Annotated in this window: 17 protein-coding genes; all 17 read left to right on the top strand. The window is 43.7% G+C overall.

Annotated elements, in window-relative coordinates:
* The first annotated feature begins 9 nt into the window (after positions 1–9).
* The 17 genes from N6G83_RS10650 to N6G83_RS10570 all read left to right on the top strand — a co-directional run bounded on the left by N6G83_RS10650 (position 10) and on the right by N6G83_RS10570 (position 25803).
* Complete coding sequence (locus N6G83_RS10650) at positions 10–444, top strand: protein tyrosine phosphatase (RefSeq protein ID WP_072008271.1); 435 nt, start codon at positions 10–12, stop codon at positions 442–444.
* Between the two features lie 12 nt (positions 445–456).
* Positions 457–2610: a tyrosine-protein kinase Wzc gene (gene wzc / locus N6G83_RS10645; protein ID WP_049205834.1), complete on the top strand. Its 2154-nt coding sequence runs from the start codon at positions 457–459 to the stop codon at positions 2608–2610.
* Positions 2611–2700: 90 nt separating this feature from the next.
* Entirely contained in the window at positions 2701–3390 is a 690-nt protein-coding gene (locus N6G83_RS10640) for a cytidylyltransferase domain-containing protein (RefSeq protein WP_043142452.1), read from the top strand.
* A 3-nt stretch (positions 3391–3393) separates the two neighbouring features.
* Positions 3394–5634, top strand: a complete 2241-nt coding sequence (locus N6G83_RS10635; protein ID WP_049205839.1) for an N-acetylneuraminate synthase family protein — start codon at positions 3394–3396, stop codon at positions 5632–5634.
* Positions 5635–6873 (top strand): oligosaccharide flippase family protein, encoded by a 1239-nt coding sequence (locus N6G83_RS10630; protein ID WP_260515294.1) that lies wholly within the window; start codon positions 5635–5637, stop codon positions 6871–6873.
* Positions 6870–7376, top strand: a complete 507-nt coding sequence (locus N6G83_RS10625) for an acyltransferase (RefSeq protein ID WP_072008281.1) — start codon at positions 6870–6872, stop codon at positions 7374–7376. Before N6G83_RS10630 ends, N6G83_RS10625 begins: the two co-directional genes overlap by 4 nt.
* A 52-nt stretch (positions 7377–7428) precedes the next feature.
* Positions 7429–8445: a polysialyltransferase family glycosyltransferase gene (locus N6G83_RS10620; RefSeq protein ID WP_260515293.1), complete on the top strand. Its 1017-nt coding sequence runs from the start codon at positions 7429–7431 to the stop codon at positions 8443–8445.
* 31 nt (positions 8446–8476) lie between these two features.
* Positions 8477–9607 carry a glycosyltransferase gene (locus tag N6G83_RS10615; RefSeq protein ID WP_260523932.1) on the top strand — a complete coding sequence of 377 codons (1131 nt, stop codon included), beginning with the start codon at positions 8477–8479 and terminating at the stop codon, positions 9605–9607.
* Between the two features lie 55 nt (positions 9608–9662).
* Positions 9663–10712 (top strand): glycosyltransferase family 4 protein, encoded by a 1050-nt coding sequence (locus N6G83_RS10610; RefSeq protein WP_049205847.1) that lies wholly within the window; start codon positions 9663–9665, stop codon positions 10710–10712.
* 21 nt (positions 10713–10733) lie between these two features.
* Entirely contained in the window at positions 10734–11828 is a 1095-nt protein-coding gene (locus tag N6G83_RS10605; RefSeq protein ID WP_080287164.1) for a glycosyltransferase, read from the top strand.
* Between the two features lie 157 nt (positions 11829–11985).
* Positions 11986–13380, top strand: coding sequence for an undecaprenyl-phosphate glucose phosphotransferase (gene wcaJ / locus N6G83_RS10600; protein ID WP_049205980.1), 1395 nt, complete (start codon positions 11986–11988; stop codon positions 13378–13380).
* Positions 13381–13436: 56 nt separating this feature from the next.
* Positions 13437–14603 (top strand): hypothetical protein, encoded by a 1167-nt coding sequence (locus N6G83_RS10595; RefSeq protein WP_197823929.1) that lies wholly within the window; start codon positions 13437–13439, stop codon positions 14601–14603.
* Between the two features lie 67 nt (positions 14604–14670).
* Entirely contained in the window at positions 14671–16500 is a 1830-nt protein-coding gene (locus N6G83_RS10590; RefSeq protein ID WP_152692852.1) for a hypothetical protein, read from the top strand.
* Between the two features lie 1371 nt (positions 16501–17871).
* Entirely contained in the window at positions 17872–20877 is a 3006-nt protein-coding gene (locus tag N6G83_RS10585) for a beta strand repeat-containing protein (protein WP_197812788.1), read from the top strand.
* A 390-nt stretch (positions 20878–21267) separates the two neighbouring features.
* Entirely contained in the window at positions 21268–23040 is a 1773-nt protein-coding gene (locus tag N6G83_RS10580) for a type I secretion system permease/ATPase (protein WP_025302175.1), read from the top strand.
* A gap of 52 nt (positions 23041–23092) precedes the next feature.
* Entirely contained in the window at positions 23093–24424 is a 1332-nt protein-coding gene (locus tag N6G83_RS10575) for an HlyD family type I secretion periplasmic adaptor subunit (RefSeq protein WP_025302176.1), read from the top strand.
* 2 nt (positions 24425–24426) lie between these two features.
* Complete coding sequence (locus N6G83_RS10570) at positions 24427–25803, top strand: TolC family outer membrane protein (protein ID WP_025302177.1); 1377 nt, start codon at positions 24427–24429, stop codon at positions 25801–25803.
* Positions 25804–25950 lie beyond the last annotated feature (147 nt).

Below are 25950 nucleotides of genomic sequence, written 5' to 3'. Positions count from 1 at the left end.
GCATAGAGTATGTTTGATTCCATTTTGGTAGTTTGTGTAGGCAACATCTGTCGTTCGCCGACGGCCGAGGCTTTGCTTAAAAAACTGTGTCCGGCTAAAAATATTGCCTCCGCAGGTATACATGCTTTAGTTGGACACAGTGCTGATAATCAAGCGGCACTGATAGCCAGTAAGAACGGTATTTCTCTTGAGGGTCATGTGGCTCGGCAGCTTACAAAGAGTATGTGTCAAGAATATTCTCTCATTCTTGTAATGGAAAGGGGACATGTAGATGCTGTATGTAGGCTCATTCCTGAAGTAAGAGGGAAGACAATGCTTTTTGCACACTGGCAAGGGCAAAAAGATATTCCTGATCCTTATAGGAAAAGTCCTGAGGCGTTTGAATATGCCTACAATTTGCTTGCAGAATCAGCTCAGAAATGGGCTGATGCTTTAAACCGTTGAATAGAGAACAACATGACTAACAACAGTAAAGCTGGCCAGCTTCCAGCTAGCCAAAGCAATGATGAGATAGATTTAGCCAGATTGATTAGTATCCTTTTTGATCATCGCTGGTTGATTTTAGGGTTCACAACTTTGTTTTGTGTATTGGGAATCCTGTATAGTCTTTTTGCCACTCCAATATATAGAGCCGACGCATTAATTCAGGTGGAAAGGAGTGATGGTAATTCGCTTGTTAATGACCTGACTCAAATGCTTCCTGATGCACAACCTGCGTCGTCAACGGAAATCGAGCTGATAACTTCACGGATGATTTTGGGTAAAACGGTAAGTGATCTGCATCTAGATACGATCGCGAATCAGAAATATTTCCCTATATTCGGACGCGGTTGGGCTAGGCTGATGGGGGAAGAACCAGGGCAAATCGCATTATCGCGGTTAAGTGTACCACCTGAACTATCTGATGCTGACATCGAATTGACAGTAGTCGATAAAGAAAATTATACCATTTCAAAGAATGGTGATTTTTTATTTAAAGGCCGAGTAGGGCAGTTGGCGTCAGGTGGTAATATATCTCTACTTGTCAGTGGGATAGAATCCGCTCCGGGAGTTGTTTTTGAAATTGAAAAACTGTCAAAACTTTCTGCAACATTAAACCTTTTAGACAATCTGACAGTTGAAGATAAAGGGAAAGACACAGGTGTTCTGTCAATAAGTTATAATGGTGATGATCCTGTTCAAATTAAAAAAATTGTAGATAGCATAAGTCGTAATTATCTTGAACAAAACGTAGAAAGAAAATCAGAAGAAGCCGCTCGTAGTTTGGCATTTCTGAAAGATCAATTACCATTAGTCAGAGAGTCGTTAAATTCTGCAGAGGATAAACTTAATAGTTTTCGCCAAAAGAATGATTCTGTCGATTTGTCTTTAGAGGCAAAATCTGTTCTGGATACAATTGTTGGTGTGGAAGCTCAATTGAATGAGCTTACTTTCAAAGAGGCTGAAATATCCAAGCTTTATACGAAAGAGCACCCAGCATATCGAGCGTTGATGGAGAAGCGCTCGACATTGCAGCAAGAAAAAGATAAGTTGAATAAACGTGTTAGCAAGATGCCTCAAACCCAGCAGGAAATACTTCGTTTAACACGAGATGTTGATGCTGGGAAAGAAATCTATATGCAATTGCTGAATAAACAGCAAGAGCTCTCGATCACTAAAGCCAGTACCGTTGGTAACGTCCGCATTATTGACTCTGCGGAGGCTGCCCCTAAACCGGTAAAACCAAGAAAAGTGCTAATCATCATTATTGCTACTTTATTTGGCGGTGTGCTTTCAGTTGTTGTAGTAGTCTTGAAAAATATGCTTCACAGAGGGATAGAAAGTCCTGAGGAACTTGAACAGCAAGGCATTAATGTGTACGCGAGTATTCCTCTTTCTGAATGGCAACAGAAGAAAGATAGCTCTATCCTCAATAAAGGACAAAGAAAGAATCAAGCTAATGTTGACTCGTTGCTTGCTGTAGGCAACCCAGCAGACCTTGCGATTGAGGCTGTACGTAGTCTACGTACTAGCCTGCATTTTGCGATGATTGAAGCTAAAAATAATGTGTTGATGATATGTGGTGCTAGCCCGAATATCGGTAAGACGTTTGTAAGTTTAAACTTAGCTGCTGTTGTTTCACAGGCTGGGCAAAAAGTCCTCCTTATAGATGCTGATATGCGTAAAGGTTATGCACATAGCCTGTTAGGTTGTGAGTTAGGTATGGGGCTCTCAGATTTCTTATCAGGTCAAACGTCTGTCGAAAGCGTAATTAAAAAGACAGAGTTATCTAGTCTAGACTTTATTTCTCGGGGTAAAGTCCCACCAAACCCATCTGAGCTATTAATGCATAAACGGTTAACCGAACTCTTAACATGGGCAAGCGAACACTATGACATAGTGCTTGTTGATACGCCGCCTATCCTTGCGGTTACGGATGCAGCTATTGTTGGGCGAAACATAGGCACAACATTGCTTGTTGCGCGTCATGGTATAAATTCACTGAAAGAAATTGAAGTGAGTATTCGTCGTTTCGAACAGAATGGTACCGAGATTAAAGGTGTTATTCTTAATGCCGTTGAAAATAAATCCGGTGACGCTTACGGCTATTACGCTTACGAGTATAAGTAATTTCTTCTTCTCTTAAATTAATAAAGCTCCTCATATAGAGGAGCTTTTAGTTCAATGAAGAATTAATAATACAGAATATTTGGAGAAAAAATGAGTAATCTTGCAATTATTCCAGCAAGGGGTGGGTCGAAAGGTATTCCCAAAAAAAATATTAAAGAAATTGCAGGTAAGCCATTAATCGCTTGGAGCATAGAGCAGGCATTAAATTCTTCGAGTATTGATCGTGTCATTGTTTCAACAGATTGTGAATATATCGCTGCGATAGCAAGAGAATATGGCGCGGAAGTCCCCTTTATGCGTCCGGCCCATCTGGCGAACGATACCGCTGCGACTGAGCCCGCACTTTTGCATACGCTGGAGTGGTTGGCTGAAAATGAGAATTATCACCCTGAGTATACCGTCTTGTTGCAGGCTACCTCTCCTGTTCGCAAAGATGATGCGATTGATTCTGCAATCGGAAAGATTCTTGAAAAGAAAGCCGATTCATTGCTGAGCGTTTGTGAGTTTTGGCATTTCTTGTGGGAAAATGAAGATAATCCGAAAGCCTATTACGATTACTTAAACCGTCCGCGCCGGCAAGATATTAAGCCTGAAAGTATTAAACTCAAAGAAAATGGTTCAATTTACGTAACGAAAAGCGAAATTCTCCTCAGCACCGGTAATCGTCTTGGTGGCAAAGTTGTAGCGCATAAGATGTCTGAAGAGGAAAGTTTTGAAATTGACACCATGCTGGACTGGGCGGTTGTTGAAGTGATTTTGAAAAATTGGAGTGGGAGATAATTCATGTTAATTCAGAAAAAAATATCTGACTTTTTAGTGTTTGAAACCGAATCAATCATTAAAGCCTTAGAAAAAATCAACTCGAATAAAAAACGCATTATTTTTGTCGTCACCGAAGACGGCAAGCTGTGCGGCTCTTTCTCGGACGGCGATTTCCGCCGTTGGATAACTAACGGCGATTTCGACCTGAGCCGCGAAATTTCGGAAGTGATGAATCAGAATGTCCGCTATAAAAAAGTGGATGCGCCACGTAATGAGATTGAATCGCTGTTTTCGAATGGCGTTGACGTTCTGCCGCTGGTTGACGATTATCGTCGTTTGGTCGCCGTTGCTCTGCAAAGCGAAAAAGGTCTGACGATTGGCAGACACACTATCACGGAGACCTCGCCGACTTACATTATTGCTGAAATTGGCAACAACCATAATGGCGACATTAAGCTGGCTAAGCATCTTGTTGACCTGGCGGTTGACGCGGGCGCCGATTGCGTCAAATTCCAAATGCGCGATCTGAGTTCTTTGTATAAGGGCGGCAACGATAAAGACAAATCCGCCGATCTTGGCGCGCAGTACACGCTGGATCTGCTGAGAAAATTCCAGCTTAGCAATGAAGAATTGATTGAAGTGTTCGATTATTGCAAGGAGAAGGGGCTGACCCCGCTGTGTACCCCTTGGGATCTGAAGAGCTTGCAAGTGTTGGAAGACTATGGCATGGAAGGTTATAAGGTTGCTTCCGCAGACTTCACTAACCACGAAATGTTGGCCGCGTTGGCCGCTACGGGCAAACCGCTGATTTGTTCTACCGGCATGTGCAGCGAAGCTGAAATTAAAAGCTCGGTGGACTTCTTGAAATCGAAAGGTGCCGAGTTTGTGATCCTGCATTGCAACTCTACTTATCCGACCCCGTTTAAAGACGTCAACCTGGCCTATATCAAGCGTCTGCAGCAGGTGACGGGCTGTCTGGTCGGTTATTCTGGTCATGAGCGAGGCATTTCAGTGCCGATCGCCGTGACCGCATTGGGCGCCAGAGTGATCGAAAAACACTTCACTATCGACAAATCCATGGAAGGCAACGACCACAAGGTGTCGTTGTTACCTCCTGAGTTCAAAGAGATGGTCGTACGTATCCGCGAAGTTGAAGAGTCCATGGGCAACGCCGGCGAACGTACTATTACCCAAGGGGAAATGATCAACCGCGAAACTCTGGCAAAAAGTTTGATTATCAATCGCGATCTGAAAAAAGGTGAAATCATCACTCGCGAGATGGTTGAAGTGAAGAGTCCGGGCCAGGGCCTGCAGCCTCTATATCTGGAGCAATTGGTCGGTAAGAAAGCCAATCGTGACCACGAAAAAGGAGGGTATTTCTACGAGTCGGATCTGAATGACGTGGCGATAGAAGCCAAGGACTATGATTTCAATCGTCCGTTCGGCATTCCTGTGCGCTATCACGATTACGGCAAGTTGAAGAATAAATCCAATCTGGATTTCGTCGAGTTCCATTTGAGCTATCAGGACATGGAGCTGGATTTGACTGAATTCTTCTCCGGCGCTGAAAATATCGGTTTTGCGGTACATAGCCCTGAGCTGTTCGCCAACGATCACATTTTAGACTTGGCGACGGATGATCCAGTTTATCTTGCTCATTCGATCAAACAGTTGCAGCGTGTCTGTGATGTGACTCGCGCGTTGAAGCAATATTTCCCGAAAACTGAGCGTCCTGTCATCGTGGTTAATGCGGGCGGTTTCAATACCACCGGATTCTTGCCAAAAGAGTCACGCCAGGCGATGTACGACCGCATTGGCGCGGCTTTGGGTGAAATCAATCAAGAAGGCGTTGAAATCATCATCCAGACGATGCCTCCGTTCCCATGGCACTTTGGTGGTCAGAGCTATCATAACCTGTTTGTTGATCCGGACGAGATTAAAGCGTTCTGTGAAAAATACGGTTATCGCATCTGCTATGACACGTCGCATTCTATGATGGCTTGCAATTACTACCAATGGGATCTGCATGACTTTACCCAGAAGGTCGGTCCTTACACCGCACATATGCATATTGTTGATGCTTTGGGAGTGGACGGTGAAGGGGTACAGATCGGTAAAGGCGATGTGAACTTTGACGAGCTGGCTGATGATCTGCGTTGTCATGCGCCGGGAGCGCAGTTTATTCCTGAAGTGTGGCAGGGGCACAAAAACCAAGGAGAAGGGTTTTGGCATGCGCTTAACTTCCTGGAAAAGTATCTGTAAATGAGTAAAGCCATTATGGGGGCTGCGGCCTTGTCGGTAGGGGATATTCTCGGCAAGGTCATCGGCTTCATCATATTGCCTTATTTGACAGCACACCTTGGCGCGTCGGGGTACGGCGCGCTGACTCTTTATTTGTCCGTTATTCAGATCTTGATCATTTTCATTTCGTTCAGTGGTCAAGGTCTGTTGCCGGTCAAATACATTCAGGAGGGGGAAGGGAGCTCCCTGGTGTTTCGTAGAGATAACATCACCTTAGCTTTCGCTTCGAGCGTGCTATTGATGGCTATATTCTACATTGTCACACTGGTCGCCAAGATATCAGTTTCTTTCAGCGATGGTTTTCTGGTTGTTTTAGCCTCTCTGGCACAGGCGCTGAACTTTATCAATTTATCGCATTTGCGCATTAGTCAGACCTATAAAGTTGCTGCTATCGGACAATTTTTGCTTTCCGCATTCAACGTTTTATTCACGATCGCTCTTTTTGAGATAATAGCGGCGACGCCAGGACAACGTTTGATAGCGATAGCGGCATCATTTTTCAGTATTCAGTTGGCCTATGAGTTCTTTGTTTACAGAAAAATAGCGGTTGAGCGCAGTGTGTTCCAACCGGTGCGCAAGCGTTATAAGGAAATCATTAGCTACGGGGTATCCCTATTGCCGCATCACGGCAGTTATTGGATTAAATCCTCTGTAGATCGGTTCTTCATAGCCCACTACATGAGTACAGCGGTAGTCGGGGTTTATGGTTTGGCGTTTCAGCTAACCTCTATCGTTATGCTCTTTTTCGGCGTTATCAACCAGGCTTTCCAACCTTTCATTTATCGCAAGCTTAAAGCGAATGATTTTAAAGGCGTGGAATTAATTCAGTATGGCTATACAGGCTTGGTGATTATCGCTTGTGTAGCGTATTTTGTCATTTTGCCGTTTGTTTTTCCTTACCTATTTGAAACTGAGTTTAACAGCGCGATTTATTACTTTAATATTCTTCTTCCGGGAACTGCATTCTTATCTATCTATTATGTTTTTACTCATTCTTTATTTTATTACCGCAAAAATAAAATCATTTCAATTATCACTATGGGGTCGATGATTACACATTTGATTGGTATCTTCATCATAACTGTGACAGAGATAAGAGTAGAGTATTTTTGCTTGGTATACACGTTATCAAGTCTTTTCGCCTGCGTTGTCACTATTGTTTGTGGAAGGCGAGAGTTACGGAGGTCTCAGATAAAATGATAGCAGTTCTAAAACGTTGGCTTAGGAATAGAAAAAAAGCAATATATCGCCAAAAAGTTGTAAACATGGTGGAAAGTTGCGGTAAAAATCCGAAGGTTAATTATTTGACGATTGTCAATAATAAAACAAAATTGGGTGATAATTTTAACTCTAATGGTCTTACTGTTATTGGTAAAGGGAATGTTACCATCGGAGATAATTTTCATTGTGGATTTGGATGCATTTTAATTACGGAAAATCATAATCACCACGGCAATGCTATCCCATACGATAGTACTTATATTATCAAGGATGTTATTATCGGTGATAATGTTTGGCTTGGAGTCAATGTGATTATACTTCCAGGTGTTACAATTGGTGAAGGTGCGATCATACAGGCAGGCAGTGTCGTAACTAAGCATGTTCCTGCGTTTGCTATTGCAGGAGGACATCCGGCAAAAGTGTTTTCTCAACGAGATGTTGAGCATTATATAAAATTACGTGATGAAAAAAAATTCCACTGATATATCTTAAGGCTAAAAATAACAATTGAATGAGTGCTATGGTGAAATAATTATGGATGCTTATATTGCGTATATCGAATCGCCATTGCAGGCGTTTAATTTAATAGAGTTTTTGGATGCTAAAAATATAAGTCTGGAGATCTTGATTATCAATAAAAAAACCGAAAACTCTGCACTTAATTATAATCAGATCATGAATATAGTGGATATGATTAAGTACAAAAAATTGGTTACTATTGATGTGGAAGGAACTCTAAAAAACTCATTTAAGATCAAAAGTGTTCTTAAAGGAATTGGTGAAAATTCAATAAATAAAAACAGAGTCACTCTTATTGCAGGAGAATACCGTGCGCGTGTTTTCTGGATGCTAGCCGGAAAATTTAAAAAAAGAAACATTGTTCTTCTTGATGATGGGACGGCGACGCTAAGAATAAATCGAGAGGAGGGAATTAGTCCGCGAAAAATTATCAAGTCTTTCTTCTTGAAATCCATTGGTATGGTTAACAATGAGTTCGAAAAAATCACATTCTTTTCCGTATATAACATTGAAGAAAAAGTCAAGAAGAGTGATGTTGTCATAAGGCACTGTTACGAAAATTATAAAAGAAAGCTAGCAAGCTTACCCAGTAACGATAATAAAGTGTTTATTATTGGGTCACCACTTTTTGAGGCCGGAGTAACATCGGTTGATGATATTAAATTAACATTAAATATGATAAAAGACTTATTGAATTCAAAGCCTGAATCTGTTTTTTATTATGTCCCACATCGTAGAGAAAGAGCTGAAAAAATAAAAAGGATATCGGAGCTTGTCAAAGTGAAAAGATTTGACTTTCCTTTCGAAGTGTATCCTTTAATGGAAAAAGAGAATGTGTCTTCGATTGCTGGGTTTTATTCTTCTTTATACGACAATTTGATCATGATCTACGGGGATAAGATAAAAATAACGTCTTACGTTATCAATGAGGCTAATTTGTCCCCAGAGTGGAAGTCTTTTGTCGGCTGTATATACGATAATTATTCTCGATATAATAATGCCAACATTGAACTGATTAACAAGGTGCTTTGATTAAACTCTTCCACGCTTAAATAGGTAGGCTATGAAAATTGTCATGATCAATACACTTTATGCTCCTTATAAAGTAGGTGGTGCTGAAGTTTCTGTTCAACTGCTGGCAGAGGAGTTAATCCGTAATGGTCACGATGTGACTATCTTTTGTTTGCACGACCACAGTGATATATTGAAAGATACTCTAAATGGTGTTCGTGTTTTTTATTTTCCTCTAAAAAATATTTACTGGCCATTTTCCAATGGTAGGAAAGGGCGATTAATAAAACTCGCATGGCATATCATTGACATGTACAACCCTTGGATGATGTCACTTGTTGGTAAAGAATTGGCCAGGATAAAACCTGATGTTGTACATACAAACAACTTAAGTGGCTTTTCAGTTTCTGTTTGGAAAGCAGCTAAAAAAGAAAAAATAAAAATAGTCCACACCACGCGAGATTACTATCTTTTTCATCCGAACAGTACATTGTTTAAGTCGGGTAATAATGTTGATGTTAATAGTGTCGGAGTAAAACTACTTTCTGCTGTGAAAAAAATATGCAGTAGAAATGTTGATTGTTTTGTGGGTATCAGTGAGTATATTTCTAAGCTTCATAGGTCAAATAAATTTGGCATTAACTCTACTCATGCATATATCTATAATCCTATTTCATGTATTGATTTTAAAAGCGATAAAAAGAATCATGAAAATGTGCGGGTGGGCTTCATTGGACGATTGACTAGAGACAAAGGGTTTGATGATTATTGTTCGTTAGCTGCAAAATATAGAAATACCAAAGGTATTGATTTCTATGCCGCAGGGCGCTTCGGTAATGATACTGAAGGTAATGAATTAGAAATATTAGCATCTGCCAGCAATATAAAAACGATGGGTTTTATTAAGGTAGAGGATTTTATGGCGTCGATTGATGTTGTGGTTCTGCCTAATAAATGGAACGAACCATTTGGACGGGCAGTTGCTGAATCCGCCAATGCAGGGAAAGTTGTTTATACTAATTTTACGGGAGGGGTGGCTGAAATAGCAAAACTTTATGATAATATATTCCCCATCCAAGACTTTAATATTAGCTACCTTATGACTCATCCTACATTTAATATAAATCCGGTTCTGGATTTTGATATAAAATATATTGCAGGGAAATATATCGAACTATATTGATGTCAACCGTGATATTTAAACCTCCCTTAATAATGATTAATAATTGGTGCCTTTAATGCTTTATATTAATGCAAGGTTTCTTACGCAGGATATGACGGGCGTACAGCGTTTCGCAGAACAGATATCTCGAAGTTTGAATGCAATCAGAGGCGATGTGGTTTTCCTCGTTCCTGATGAGAAATTGAAGATTGAGGCTGATCCTTCTTTTGAACTCAAGGTGATTGGAAAAAAACATGGTCATTTATGGGAACAAATCGATCTCCCAAAATATCTTAAAAGTATTGGCTCTCCACCGTTACTTAACCTGTGCAGTACTGCCCCCTTATTCTATAGAAATCAAATCGTCACACACCACGATATTACCTACAAGAGATATCCTGAGAGTTTTTCTAGACAATTCCGTTATATTTATAACTTAATCATTCCTATTATGCTAAAAAATAGCCGGAAGATTATTACGGTTAGTGAGTTTTCTAAGGGTGAGATAGCCAAAGCTTTCAATGTGGAAAAGGAAAAAATATCAGTTGTTTATAATGCGTCATCTGACAAATTTAAGACGACTGATTCAGATAGACAAGAAAAATACCTTCTTGCTGTATCCTCCCCTAATTACCATAAAAATTTTCATGGTATGTTAAAAGCCTTTGCCATGTTAGACGATAAAATTGATATTAAATTAAAGATTATTGGACGCTCTGCTGATAACTTCAATAAGCAGATGTATGCGAGCGCCGAGAATACTAATTCAAATATAGAGTTTTTGGGACGTGTCGATGACCTGGAACTTGTTAAATTATATCAGAATGCTACAGCATTTGTTTTCCCATCTTTCTATGAAGGGTTCGGGATCCCTCCTCTCGAGGCTCAATCTTGCGGGTGTCCAGTTATAGCTTCTTCTTCTGCGTCGATTCCTGAGGTTCTAGGGACGAGTGCCTTATATTTTGATCCCTACAAAATTGATGAAATCGCTACTGCAATGGAAACGATCGTCTGCAATGATTCTGTCCGCGAGGAGCTCATAAGGCTGGGTTTTGAAAACACACGTCGCTTCTCATGGGGGAAATCGGCACAAGCAGTTGATAAAATAATTTCACAATATTTATAATAAATATTACTGGGAGATTTGATGAGAGTTCTTCATGCAGCAGAAACAATCAAGGGGGGAGTGGCTACGGTCCTTCGTCAGTTGGCAAAAAGTCAGATTGCTGATAAAGGGCAGGAAAACATTTGTTGTTTAGTTCCTGCTGACCAAGCTTCAGAACTATATGGTGTTGACTCTAGGTCGATAAAATCTTTTCCTCGATTAGGGCGTGGGATTCGCGGTTTTCTACAGTTTTTCTTTATATTTACGAGAGTTGTATTGAAACATCGACCAAAGGTGGTTCATTTGCATAGTAGTTTTGCTGGTGCTTTAGGACGATTGTCGTTGATTCTTCTCTGGCCAATCTATCGCCCAAAAGTAATATATTGCCCGCATGCTTTCGCATTTATGATGACAGTATCTCGATTTAAATCACGTATATATACTGTCATCGAAAAACTATTGCTTCCTATAACTGATGTGGTCATTTGTGTCAGTCATTGTGAAAAGAAAATAGCTGTTGATGCGGGGCTTAATGAGAATAAACTGGTCGTCGTTCATAATGGCGTTCCGAGTAATGACAATTACGCTAAAAAAGTCAATTCCTTTGAAAGTAATGAGCTTATTCAACTTCTTTTTGTTGGTCGGTTCGACTACCAAAAAGGTTTTGATATTTTATCCAAAGCTATGCGCCAATTAGAAGGAAAAGCATTCCATTTGACAGTTGTCGGCGATTTTGTGCTTGAAAATGAAAATGATAAGATTCAAGATCTTCCGCAGACCACATATGCCGGCTGGTTATCCGCTGAACAATTGGCACCACATTTCTGTCGCGCTGATGTATTGCTAATACCAAGCCGATGGGAAGGTTTTGCAATGGTTCCATTGGAAGCAATGAGCTATGGATTACCTATTTTAGCGAGTAACTGTAGTTCTTTCCCCGAGGTCGTTGACGATCACATAAATGGTCGGTTATTTTCTCCTGAGCAAACGGAGGAGCTATGTCATATACTCGAAAGTACATCAAGAGAGGAATGGCAGAGAATGGGGAATGCAGCAAGAGATACGTTTAGTAAGAGATTTACGGCGGACAAGATGATTGCAGCAACCAAAAAAGTGTACCTTGATCTTGGTGCATGATATTTAAAGCGCAACGAAGATATCTTTCCTGTAATAGAAAGATTGAACGCGATTCTTCTGATATACAATGTATTCTTCTGTTTTGTAAAAATTATATTTTTAATCTGACAGGTACTGGGGCAGGAGTTATACTATGTTGGTTAATAGGCAAACAGCTATGAATGGTTTTCGTCGTGGTGCTCTACAATCTAATGCATCTCTAACTTCAATGATACAGCGGTTTTCAGATATTATCATTATAAGCCTCTGTCTCTATTTAGCATGCAAGCTGTCAGGCAATGTATTTACCATGCAGCATTGGGTTGTAGTATTGATATCAATCGTCATATTTCAAATGGCAGGTGGTATAACCGAGTTTTATCGCTCGTGGCGTGGGGTCCGTGTTGCCTTAGAGATTCAACTTATCATAAAAAACTGGTCTTTAAGTGTTTTATTGACTATTGGTATTATATCTTTTATCGATGGTTTTTATAGTGATTTAACGCTATATGCTGAATGGTACCTCTTAGCATGTTGTGGTTTGATAATTTCTCGCTCGATTATTCGTTTATTGCTTGGCTATATGCGCAATATGGGGTTTAACACCCGTAATGTTGCGATCATGGGATCACTCCCTGTAGGTATCAAGCTAGCTGAAACTTTAAATGATGCTCATTGGATGGGCTTCAAAGTTCTCGGAATATATGATGACGAATATGACTCTATAGACACGAAAGTTGAAAAATGTGGTGATTTAGAACAGCTTATCAGGGATGCAAAAGATGGCCGGATTGATAGAATTTATATTGCGATGCCAATGGAGCAAGAACGTTTAATCAAGGATACTGTGGCTGAATTATCTGATACAACTTGCTCGGTTATGCTTATACCAGATGTTTTTACTTTTAATATTCTACAGTCGCGTAGCGAAGAAATAAACGGAGTTTCTGTAGTTTCCCTTTTTGATACGCCAATCAGCGGTGTCAATAAAATAATAAAACGCGTCGAGGATATTTTACTTTCGCTTGCAATATTAATCTTTATTTCTCCCGTTCTTTTATTGATTGCGATATTTGTTAAGTTCACGTCTCCAGGACCGATTATCTTCAAACAGAGACGTTATGGCATGGATGGGAAATCTATAATGGTTTGGAAGTTTAGATCCATGAGTGTTATGGAAAATGGAGATAAAGTTGTCCAGGCAAAAAAAGGTGATGCTAGGGTTACTGCTGTTGGTGGTTTTTTACGTAGAACATCACTTGATGAACTTCCGCAATTTATAAATGTCTTGATGGGGGACATGTCTATTGTTGGACCTCGTCCACATGCAGTAGCGCATAATGAACAATACAGAAAGCTAATTAAAGGTTATATGCTGCGTCATAAAGTTAAACCAGGAATCACTGGCTGGGCCCAGATAAATGGATGGAGAGGTGAAACGGACACTCTAGACAAAATGCAGAGCCGAGTTGAATATGATCTCGATTACATTAGGAATTGGAGCGTTTGGTTCGACATTCGAATTATTTTTCTTACAGTCTTTAAAGGATTTATTAATAAATCAGCTTATTGATTGTGATTTGTGGTTAGTATATTATAAGAAAATTTTCTTTATGAGAGCAAGAATCAATGAGTATTACAACACACGCTATCGTTGATAGTAGCGAAAAGGAAAGATTTTTCCTAAATATTCTGAGGTGGGGGATTGCCTTCTTTTTCATCGCTACACCTTTCAACCCTTACGTGGGCGATGTGACTTTGTATCTTTGGATTCCTTTGGTTTTCATGGATTATGAGTTTATAAGAAAATTGTCTACAGTATCTTTAAAGATTTTATTGTTTTTTTGTGTGTGGACTGTCTTGTGCTTGGCATTTTGGCGGTACGATTTAGTCATCAAGACATTTGCCCTTGTATTGGGTGTTGCATATATTCATAAAATAGGAAAGCCTGTTTTTAGTAAAATATATGTCTGTATGCTCATTTCCGTTCTCTGGTGTATTTTACAATTTTCCTTATATGAATTCGCTGGTACAAACTATTCTGCTGCAATAGGACCAAAGGCAATATCGATTGCAATATGGGGTGACTATGCAACTAAAACTTTTACTAACCAATATGAAGTTTTTCTGTTGCCAAGAATGTCGGGGTTATCACGAGAGGCTGGTTTTTTTGTTTCCCTATTAATCATCTCGTTTATGATAAGACTAAGAGATTTTAAATTAAGGGCTTGGGAGATTGTATTATTTGCATTAGGATATATTTTCAGCTTGTCTAAGGCCTCAGTTATACTTTTTCTTATAGCAGCTGTTTACCCTTTTCGGCGTATATTGGCTAAAATTCCTGTTGTGCTCACTTTTTCACTTTTCATTGTCGTTTTCGTTTCGATCGCCAACTATCTCAATGTCGGTGTTCCTGCCTTTTTCTACGAAAATCAATCTATAGCACATCGCTTTTCTGCATCATATTTAGTCTTGAATATGAATGTACCGAGCTTCTTAATTGGGTGTGGAAAAGAATACGAATGTTTTACCAACTATCAGCCTATTGTGGATTATTTGGGGGGGTTCGGTTTCAAGCCAAATGTTGGACTTCTAGGTGTTGCCATGGAGATGGGGGTTATTGGTCTCATCGCAATAATATTTTTCTGTATGTATTTGAAGTTAGATAGTTATGATGTTGTTATCTTGGTTCTTTTTACTGCCACTGTAACATTCTTTACTGTTGATAGTTTTATAATACTGACCTATTACTATATATACTCAAATCACACAAAAAGTAGGAGTGATCTCATTTAAAGCTGCTTGTTAGTATGTTGATATCTCTCTGGGGACAAGACCAATAAATTTATTCTGGAGTCAGAAAATGAAGAAAAGTAACCCTGATTTTTCTAAGAGAGAATCACTCAAGAGCGGTGTCGTTATGGCATTGGCTTCCATTGTTGCTATTTCAAGGACAGAAAATGCCCTTGCTGATGATTCAATAAAAAATGCAAGTGCCGGTTCTTCAGCTGGTAATTGCCCTGATATTGGAAGCTTAAAGAAACTGTCTCCAATCAGTCCTGGTCAACGAATAAATGTACTCAGCTATTATTCATCGTCAGGTACTACTGCAGTTAATTCCGTGATGAAAAGCGTAGTCGCTAACCATAAGCCGTCCGTGCAATCTCAACATTCAGGAGGTGGGGAGTTCTATTACGATGCAGATGACAACACTTCTCCTGATGATGGAGGGATGGTAATTGTTACAGATGATGGTAAACGTTGGAAAAGAGTATTTTCAAACGATGAGCCTATCTTAGGCAGTTATTTTGGGATTAGCGATATACAAGATGATAATGGACCGGCGATTACTCGCGCTATTAATTTTTCCAGCAATCGTAGAATCGTTTTGCCGAGAGGAAAATTGGTAGTTAAAACACCAATTATCTTTCCTTTAGACTCTGGGGCCAAGATAGATGGGTTTGGCAAGAAAGGGGGCACGGTCATTGATGTTCGCATGAATGAAGGCTACGAAAATTTCGGTGTTTTTCATTTTCCTGGGAAATCTGATAAATCTGTTAAAAGTCCTGGCTTTCGTGCTGTGTCCATTAGCAATATTCAACTCATTGGAAATTTGAGCAAGTGTCATGGTTTTTTTCTGCAATATCAATATGCAATGCGTCTAGAGCAGGTTACTCTGGAGGGGTTTGATGGTGCGGGACTATTTATCGATAAATGCCAAGATTCTGTTTTTGAACAAGTTGATGTTTTCAATTGTGGAAGAACATCTGGCGATAGAGCCAATTTAAAAGATGGCTTTGATGAGTCTAAAACGCTGGTTAGTCCAATTGTTATAATGTCATCACTTAAAGATGATTGCAATTATCTTCGTTTTAATGATTGCCAATGGGAAGATAACCCTGTTTCACCTATTTGTGACTTTGCCGGCGGTATAGAAAACTATTTTGTTAACTTGCATGCTGAATATAATGCACATTGGGATGTCTCTGGTACTGAGGGCTGTACTCTATTTATGCAGAGAAAAGGGACAATTAAAGTTAGTGGCGGAGGAAGTGATGAAATTAAATATCTTTTGAAGCATGTTTATGGTGAATTTTATATTGATTCGCATAGGTGCAGCCCGGCGAAAAATATACAAATAAAAACAGGGACTAATAGCAGGTTCACTTTCAAAGATGTAACTATTGATACGGTTGATGCAATATCCACCTCAGGGTTTAAAATTTTCAAAGATTGCATCTTTAATTCAATTAACTGGTCAAACCTTGATGGTGACGTTTCTCTTGAGAACTGCCGTATCAAAAAGTCATTTTTTGCCAAGTCTGGCTCAAAGAAATTGAGGCTAAGAGTTATTTCTTCCATTATTGATGGGGATATTTTTATTGATTCAAAAGCACCGAATGTGCTAATTGATGACTGCATGGTTGCAGGTGATGTCAAATTTGGTTCAAAAGATGGGATGTGGCTAAATAATAACGTCTTCGGTAGATTTACCGTTCTTGGCGTAGAGTCACGCGTAATTATCCCACCGATAAGACGCTTATTACTGCCTGGGCCTCCAAAGAACGGCCACTTTTCTGTTGGTGATGTTATCGATAACTCCTTACCACAGAGTGGTAGTTTCATGGGGTGGGTTTGTGTTGAAGCTGGCAGTCCGGGGATTTGGAAAGGTTTTGGTAAAATAGATGAGTAAATATTTTCATTTTTAGTGATATTAAATATTATCTAATTTCCCGATATCCCTGTGTTTTATGATTTTTTATTAGTTGAGCGATGTGTAAGGCAATTCAATACGGAGGAATACGTTGAAGATTGATTTCTGCTTGTTTAAGTTTATGCTGAATTAGTGGGCTTGTTACATTTTGTTGTCTCTAAAGATTATCCAATGCTAATTTGACGAGAGAATGTTCCTGCTAACGCATTGTTCTCTCGTATATTTCTATGGCAAGATTGATAGCGCTATTCCGCCCCCCCCCCTCGTAAGTTATAATATATTTCCTGTGTTTCGCCATCCCCAATGATAGCGGTTTCCCCTTGATACTGATGATGTATCTCCTCTCTGTTGTGATCATTTTTCTAAGCTACCCATAAATTTATCAAGATTTACTTTGTATACGAGGCGAGTCGTCGGTTAGCGTTTGCAATTTATTTCTTTTAGCCCCTCCTTTGTTTTATCTCAATAGAGATGTTATTGCCCATCCATTTTTTACTATTTTCCATTTCTATTTAAATTCTGTTCATGATTTAATGCCATATATTACATGCTTTTAGAGAGAGGCAACAGCTCATCGTAATTAAGCTGATAACAAAGTTTTGTCAAAAGTTATTTATATAACCCTTTAGGTGTTCACTCCTCTATCAGAGAGGAGCAGGCAATTTCTTTGGCACTAGGCGGGAAGCGACACTCTTTCCGTCGTTAAATAGTTTTGTGGGGGTTATGTCATCGATAAAAGTATATTCTCGGCGCAGTGTTCACTCCTTGCGGTAGCATGGCAGAAGGTCAAGTTCGTTTCCGTGGGGTTCTGTGTTTCTGCCCCTGAATTATAATAATGAATTTTTTCTATGCTTACTAATTATTTACTTGCTACTTGTTTTTCAGTGAAGGTTATGAATTATTCCTCTTCTATATCTAAAATATAACTTGAGTATAATTTCTTAGGAGTAATTCATTGTGCTGATTTCAGGGGGGTGATGCTCAGTTTTTTTGTGTATTTGCATAGTCCTATGGTTTCAATTTCTTCTTAAATTCTTTCTAATTTTTTTTATAACTATTTTGTTGTTTTTTATGTGATCTCAGTGTTTTCTATAGATTTTTAATTTATAGGAATTTTGTGCGAAAAGTTTTATCCGTTGTCTTTGTATGGTTTTTTTTGCTAAAACCTTTCGTCGCCTACCTTGACATAACCTGAATCTTATCCTTTCTTTTAATTCAGACAGCTTTGCTGTCTTTGTTTGGGTATAACCAGTCGGAATGCATGTTTAGCTGCATTATTAATGAGTTATATCTATTTTATGCTTCCGATTTTTTTATGGCTTCTCAAGTTAGTCCTCTAAGGGGGGAATCATGGCTTCATTGGCGTATCAGAAAGAAGCAGCAGCTATTTTATACGCTGTTTTAGGGAAAAGCGCGTCACACGCTACGTTCGACTCAATAGGTGCGCAATTGCAGCGAGGTGAACTTTCAGCCTCAGCATATGTCACTACGTTATTGACTTCTGCGGATGGTGTAGCCCTCTTTAACGGCTTGTCAGATTTAAATGCTTTACAAATTGTTTATACAAAAATTTTTGGCTCTGCTGCACCCACCTCAACCCTGCAAGATTACCTGACGGGTAGTACTCTTGCAGAGGCTATGGCTAAAGTTGTAAATCAGGTTCTTGATTATTCGGGATTTGATTCTACTCTATCCGCTGCGCAGACTAGTCTTGATCAGCAAGTAAATGCTGTTCTGTTCCCGTCGGTAAGCGCCGCTGCCCTTGGGCAAGGCGCCTCAGACGTGCAGGCTATCTATTATGTTACGGGTGCGGCTCAATCAGCACTTGGCATAAACAACTATGGGGCGGCGATTAATGCCGGTACGAAAACCTTTGTCCAGGTAGCGCAAGAAATAATTTTCTCTGCAAATCTGACTTCTCTTAGCAATACCGATTATGTGATTCGTTTATTTAAATGGGGTTACGAAAGGTCTCCCTCAGCGACCGAATTATCTAACTATGTCACTGAACTGACAGGAGGGACTTCTCGTGCAGAAGTTCTGATTCAAGTTATTGATTCTCTTCGTGGTACTGTTGCTTCAGGCGATACTACCGCGCAGCAACATTTCAATAGCGCGACTATCAGCTATCAACCAGGGCAGCTGCCTTCATTAAGTTATCAAGAGCAGGTTTCTGCCGTTTATCTCGCAGTTCCGCAGCGTGATATTGATGCTCGTGGATTAGATGATTGGAGTAAGTATTTATCGAAAGGAGCGATGACTTATAAGGGATTTATTGGGACCATATTGAAGTCAAGCGAGTTTCAGAAGAAAGGTGCCCAACTAACGGGTGATGACTTTATACAACATGTCTACACTGGGGTACACGGTGTCGCTGCGACAGCCGCACAGCTTTTGGCGTATAGCTCGCTTGGGACGGATAAGGCACTGATTACTCAGGCTATTATCAACGACCTGCGCAACTCGACGGCCACTGACGTCACAACCGTAACTCAACAGCATGGCTTTGAATACGACATCGGTACCAGCCTACTGTACAAAACCGCTGCGTCTCTGACGGCAACAGCCGCCGGCGGTAACGCAACCGGCACCGTCAACACCGGCACATCGCATCAAATCAGCAACGCCGAAACAGCGGTACTGACGAATGTTCAACTGAACGCCAATGCCGCTAGCATCGTGAACCTGAAGTTCGCCGACCATCTGGCGAATCTGACCATCAACGGCACCAGCGCAGCAACGGTCAACTTGTCTGACAATGGTGTTAATCCAGGTGTAGATATCACCGTGAATAACGGCAACGTCATCCTGAACGCCAGTTCGGGTGCGGATGACGTAGTTGTCACATCGACGGCCAACATCGCGACCGGTACCGCACAATTCAACCTCGGCGCCGGCAACGACAGCCTGCACTGGGTGGGCAACGGGGTTTCCGGTGGGGCGAACACTGTCGCGAACACGGTTAAGGCTGATGGTGGTGCGGGTACGGACTCCATCTCCGCCAACTTCATCACCAAAACTGTAGTAACCAACCAAAACGCCCTGGGCGTTCGCACCAGTACCGTGACCAGCAACGCCAACAACTTCTCGAACTTTGAGAAAATTGACCTGACCGGCTATATCGGCAAGTCCGTCGGTACGCTGATTACGACTCCGCTAATCGGTTCACCGACCACCACCAGCGTCACAACGCCGACCCACACCTTTGACTTTGGCCTGACCAACGGCACATCTACGGTGGAAGGCACCACGGGCGGCACGGTTACGCAGAACGCGGCGGCCACCAACCTGGGCTCACAAGGTTTCGTGATCTCCGGTCTGGCTAACGTCAACGTCATTAACGCCGCCGGCGGCAACGCCGCGCAGTTGGAAGTGAAAGGGGACGCGACTTCCGCCAGTACGCTGAACTTCACCTTCGTGCAGAACGCCACCGATCATTTCAATATCAACTTTGATGCGGTGAGTTCTTCCAATGTGAATGCCGGCGCCATTACCCTTAACAGCAGCAGCAGCGCCTTGTTGGGCACCGCTCTGACCACGGTGAACGTGGCCTCAGGCGGTACCGGCAGCTTTGACAACATTCTGTCACTGGCCGGCACCAATGCGCAGGTTCAGACCATCAACGTGACCGGTGATCACGCGCTGGATCTGACGCTGGGCAGCGGTTTCAGCAACGTGCGTGATATCAATGCGTCCACCAACACCGGGGGGCTGAATCTCGACTCCAGCCATGGCGGTACCGGTGACGGTATCATCGTTCAATTGCTGAACATTCTGCCGCTGAGTGTCATTACCACCAACCTGTTGGCGCCGGTGTTGACGGCGTTGGGCCTGAACGGTTACCAGATGACCGTAGAAGGCTCCAGTGCTGCCGATACCCTGGGCGTGATTGGCAACACCACGCTGACCGGTGGCGCAGGTGCCAACACCTATGACATCAAGGCGAGTAACACGCAGGCGGGTGTGACCATCAAGGACTTTAATAGCCTCAAGGACTCGATTGTCGACGTGAACCATGGCGGCCTGACTATTTCCGATGACGCCAGCGGCACTGCGGTAGCGAACTACGGTACGCGCTCTGCCGACACGTTGGATGCGTTGTTGGGGACACTGGTGGGCGGTTTGACCAACGGCGTTATCGGCCTGTTGGGTGGTATCTTGGGTCTGGATAGCAGCAACTCGCTGACGGCGAAAGTGGGTGTGGCATCCGTTGTATTCAGCGGTGGCGGTAACACTGCAAGCTCGTATGTAATTATCGACAACAACGATAACCACACGCTGGATCTCAACGATACCGTGGTATACCTGACAGGGCAAAACCACCAGCAATTGGTGGATACTCTGCACTACGCGTAAGTATGAATTCCAGTGGGTTATAATGCCCATTGAAACTGTTAGTCAATCAATAATACGGGGTGTGTAAACACCCCGTATTCTTTGAAAATTGTGAACTACGTCATTATCTCTAATTTATTCCCTTTCGTACTAAACTCGCGTTGCCTTGTCTACTATTTACCTCACTGTTTTCATTTGTTTTTTTCTGTAGTTCGTGAGGCGATTTTTTTTGCTTACGGCCTTGCTGATATCCGCTTTCTCTACCTATAGTTAGAAAAAGTATCTGCAGTCTCGAGCATGTCTGGGGTGGGGGTTCTTTAGGATTTATTTTATTTTTCCCTTTTTAGGATTTTCCTTATAAGAGTCCAATGCGGATTTTGACTGACAGTGCACATGATGTAAGGGCAGAAAGTGAATCAATTTATACCGCGCAATGAAATTGCGGATGTTATACGGACTCGCAGTAAGGTTTTTTGGACCGTTGGCATATTTACCGCATTTATTAATTTATTAATGCTAGTTCCTTCTATCTATATGCTCCAGGTTTACGACCGGGTGCTTCCTTCGCGTAATGAAATTACGCTGTTGATGCTGACGCTGATCATGCTGGGCATGTTCGGCATGATGTCGCTGTTGGAATACGTGCGCAGCATGGTGGTGATCCGTATCGGCAGTCAGCTGGATATGCGTCTCAACACGCGAGTCTACACTGCGGCCTACGAGGCGAATCTGAAAAACGGTTCTTCTGACGCCGGCCAGATGCTGAGCGACTTGACCAATCTGCGCCAATTCCTCACCGGCAGCGCGCTGTTCGCCTTCTTTGATGCACCGTGGTTTCCGATCTATCTGTTGGTGATATTCCTCTTTAACCCTTGGTTGGGGCTGTTCGCCCTGGTCGGTGCACTGTTGTTGATCGCATTGGCGGTGATCAACGAAATGGTGTCGAAAAAGCCGCTGGCGGAAGCCAGCAAGCTGTCGATTATGTCCGGTACGTTGGCCAGCACCAATCTGCGAAATGCCGAAGTGATCGAGGCTTTAGGGATGTTGCCTAACCTGAAACGCCGGTGGTTCGGTCTGCACCAGCGATTCTTGAACAGCCAACGCATCGCCAGCGAACGCGCATCGCGGGTCACGTCGATCACCAAGTTTGTGCGCATGTCGCTGCAATCACTGGTGTTGGGGCTGGGGGGGTGGCTGGCTATCGATGGGCACATCACGCCCGGTATGATGATTGCCGGCTCCATTCTGATGGGGCGAACGCTGGCGCCGATTGAGCAGGTTATTAACGTCTGGAAGAGCTACAGCGCGGCGAAGCTTTCTTATGGCCGGTTGGTCAAGCTGCTGGAAACGCACCCGCAACGTGGTACCGGTATGTCCTTGCCGCGTCCGGAAGGGGTGCTTGCCGTAGAAGGCGTCACCGCTACGCCGCCGGGATCCAAAGGCGATGCGGTATTGCATAACGTGAGTTTTGCCATTCAGCCTGGTGACGTGCTGGGGATCATTGGCCCGAGCGCGTCGGGGAAATCGACGCTGGCTCGTTTGCTGGTCGGCATTTGGCCGGTCAGTGAAGGGATTGTTCGGTTGGATAATGCTGACATCTATCAGTGGAACAAGGATGAGTTGGGGCCGTATATCGGCTATCTGCCGCAGGACATTGAGCTGTTTGCCGGGACTATCGCCGAGAATATCGCTCGCTTTAACGAGATCGACTCAGAGAAGGTCATTGAAGCTGCTAAGTTGGCCGGTGTGCACGAACTGATCCTGCGTTTCCCGAACGGCTATGATTCGGTGCTCGGCAACGGTGGCGCTGGGCTGTCCGGTGGGCAGAAACAGCGTATCGGCCTGGCGCGCGCACTGTACGGCGACCCTTCGCTGGTGGTTTTGGATGAGCCTAACTCCAATCTGGATGATGCAGGCGAGAAAGCGTTGAACCAGGCCATTATGTTCCTCAAGCAACGTAATAAAACGGTGGTTCTGATTACCCATCGCACCAATTTGCTGTCGATGACCAGCAAGCTGTTGCTCTTGGTGAATGGCAACGTCAACGCGTTCGGCCCGACTCAACAAGTGCTTCAGGCGTTAGCCAATGCGCAAAAAGCGCAGACGCAACAGCCTCAGCAAGCGGTGAGGGCGGTAAATTCTGAGCCAGATGAAGGCAATATCCCAAAAACGCAAATTAATTAAGCCGTGAATTGCCTGATGGCTTTATTGCCGTCCGCAGTTTAAAGGAGTTGGTATGTCGACGCACATTGGCGAGCCGCAAGACTCGTATATTGAAGAGATCCCACAGGATGAACGGCGGTTTACCCGGATGGGCTGGCTGGTCGTGGGAATTGGTCTGTTCGGATTTTTGGCTTGGGCAGCGTTTGCGCCCCTGGATAAAGGGGTGGCATCACCGGGATCGGTAACCGTTTCCGGCAACCGCAAAACGGTGCAGGCACCGGCCAGCGGCATCATCAAAAATATCGCGGTGAAAGAGGGCGACAAGGTGAAAGCCGGTGAAGTCCTGGTGCAGTTGAGCCAGGTGCAGGCACAGGCGCAGGTCGATTCCCTGCGCGACCAGTACTACACCACGCTGGCCACCGAAGGGCGTTTACTCGCCGAACGCGATGGTCTGAGTAGCGTCACTTTTTCTCCCATTTTTACCCAGATCAAGGATCAGCCGCGTGTGGCTGAAATTATCGCGTTGCAAACGCAGCTGTTCGCTTCCCGCCGCCAGGGGCTGCAAAGTGAAATTGACGGTTATAAGCAGTCGATGGACGGGATTCGTTTCCAATTGAAAGGCCTGCAGGATTCACGCGTCAACAAGCAGATCCAACTTTCCAGCCTGCGTGAACAGATGAACAGCATGAAGCAGCTGGCTGCGGACGGCTACCTGCCACGCAATCGCTATCTGGAAGTTCAGCGTCAGTTCGCCGAAGTGAATAGCAGCATCGATGAAACTGTCGGGCGGATTGGCCAATTGCAAAAGCAGCTGCAAGAATCTCAGCAGCGTATCGATCAACGTTTCGCCGACTATCAACGCGAGGTCAGAACGCAACTGGCACAAACCCAAATGGACGCCAGTGAGTTTCGCAATAAGCTGCAAATGGCCGATTTCGATCTGGGCAACACCGCCATCACCTCACCGGTGGACGGCACCGTGGTCGGATTGAATATCTTCACTCAGGGGGGCGTCGTGGGAGCGGGTGACCACCTGATGGACGTTGTACCCAGCCAGGCGACGCTGGTGGTGGATTCTCGCCTGAAAGTCGACCTGATCGATAAGGTGTACAACGGGTTGCCGGTGGATCTGATGTTTACCGCCTTCAACCAAAACAAAACCCCGAAAATTCCGGGAACGGTCACGTTGGTTTCCGCCGACCGTCTGGTCGACAAAGCCAACGGTGAGCCTTACTACCAGATGCAGGTTACGGTCTCACCGGAGGGCATGAAGATGCTCAGTGGCGAGGACATCAAGCCGGGGATGCCGGTAGAGGTGTTCGTGAAAACGGGGTCGCGCTCACTGCTGAGTTATCTGTTTAAACCTATTTTGGATCGCGCTCATACTTCATTAACCGAGGAATAATTTTGATTCAATCAAAACGACAGGCTGCCGGTCTGGTTATCGGCACCCTTTTGTTTGCGATATCTGCGCCGGTTTATTCGATAGGGATTTTAGACGCATATTCGCTGGCATTAGAAAAGGACCCGACCTTCCGGGCGGCTATAAAAGAGAAAGAAGCGGGAGATGAGAACGAAAACATCGGCAGGGCGGGGCTGCTGCCGAAAGTGTCGTTGAACTATCAGAATTCGCCGCGCAATTGGCAGACGCAAAAATATCCGCAGAGCGACTTTTTCGGCAATGTTTCGGAGGTCACCCGGCGGCAACAATATCGCAGTTATTCCAGTTCGATCACGCTGACGCAGCCGCTGTTCGATTATGAAGCGTACGCGCGTTACAAAGCCGGCGTAGCGCAGACGATGATGTCGGACGAGCGCTATCGCAGTAAGTTGCTGGATCTTGCTGTTAGGGTGATTAACGCCTATGTCGAAGTGGCCTATTCCAAGGATCAAATCGCGTTGGCCGAAGCGCAAAAGGCGGCTTACAAGGAACAGTTGACCTTGAACGATCGCCTGATGAGCGCCGGTGAAGGCACCATTACCGACGTATCAGAAACCCAGGCGCGCTACAGCCTGGCCGAAGCGCAGGTAATCGAAGCGCGCGATGCGCTGGACGCCGCGCAGCGCGAATTGGAAGTGATTATCGGCATACCGCTGAACCAACTGGATGAATTGCAGGTTTTGCGGCCGGGCAAGTTTAAGGTGGCGCCGCTGATCCCGTCCAAATTTGAAGAGTGGCAAAAGATCGCGCTGGAGAACAACCCGGTGCTAGCCGCCTCGCGTCATGGCGTGGATGCCGCTAAGTATGACGTCGAAAGGAATCGGGCGGGCTTTATGCCGCAGGTTCAGCTGTATGCTTCGCATTCGGAAAACGATTCCAGCAGCGATAACACGGTTAACCAGAAATACCGTACCGACAGTATCGGCGTGCAGGTCAGTATGCCTATTTATTCCGGCGGCGGCGTTTCGGCGTCGACCCGGCAGGCGGCGGCGCGCTATGGCCAGGCGATGTATGAAATGGATGCGCAGACGGGCACCACGCTCAACGATCTGCGCAAGCAGTACAATCTGTGCATCAGCAGCCGCGCCAAGGTGGCGGCCTATGAGCTGGCGGTACAGTCTGCCACCACGCAGGTGACGGCGACCCGGCAAAGCGTGCTGGCCGGGCAACGTGTCAACGTTGACGTGCTCAACGCCGAACAGCAGCTCTATAGCGCTCAGCGCGATCTGGCCTCCGCCAAGTACGCCTACATCAAGTCCTGGATTACCTTGCTGAGCGACTCAGGGACGTTGGACGAGAAGGATGTGCTGCGCGTGGCGCAGTATTTTGCCCGCAGTCGTTAGCAATATATTCACTATGAGCATTAATCTGAAAGAGCAGCACGATGCTGCTCTTTTTTGCGTTAATACGTTATGTTATCGGCTGGTGGTTCCTTCTGTATTTATACTTGCCTGGTTTATTTCTATACATAATTTTCTGTTAAGGAACGG

It is taken from the genome of Serratia sp. PL7, assembly GCF_945957435.1.
This window is presented reverse-complemented; position numbering and strand designations above follow the sequence as displayed.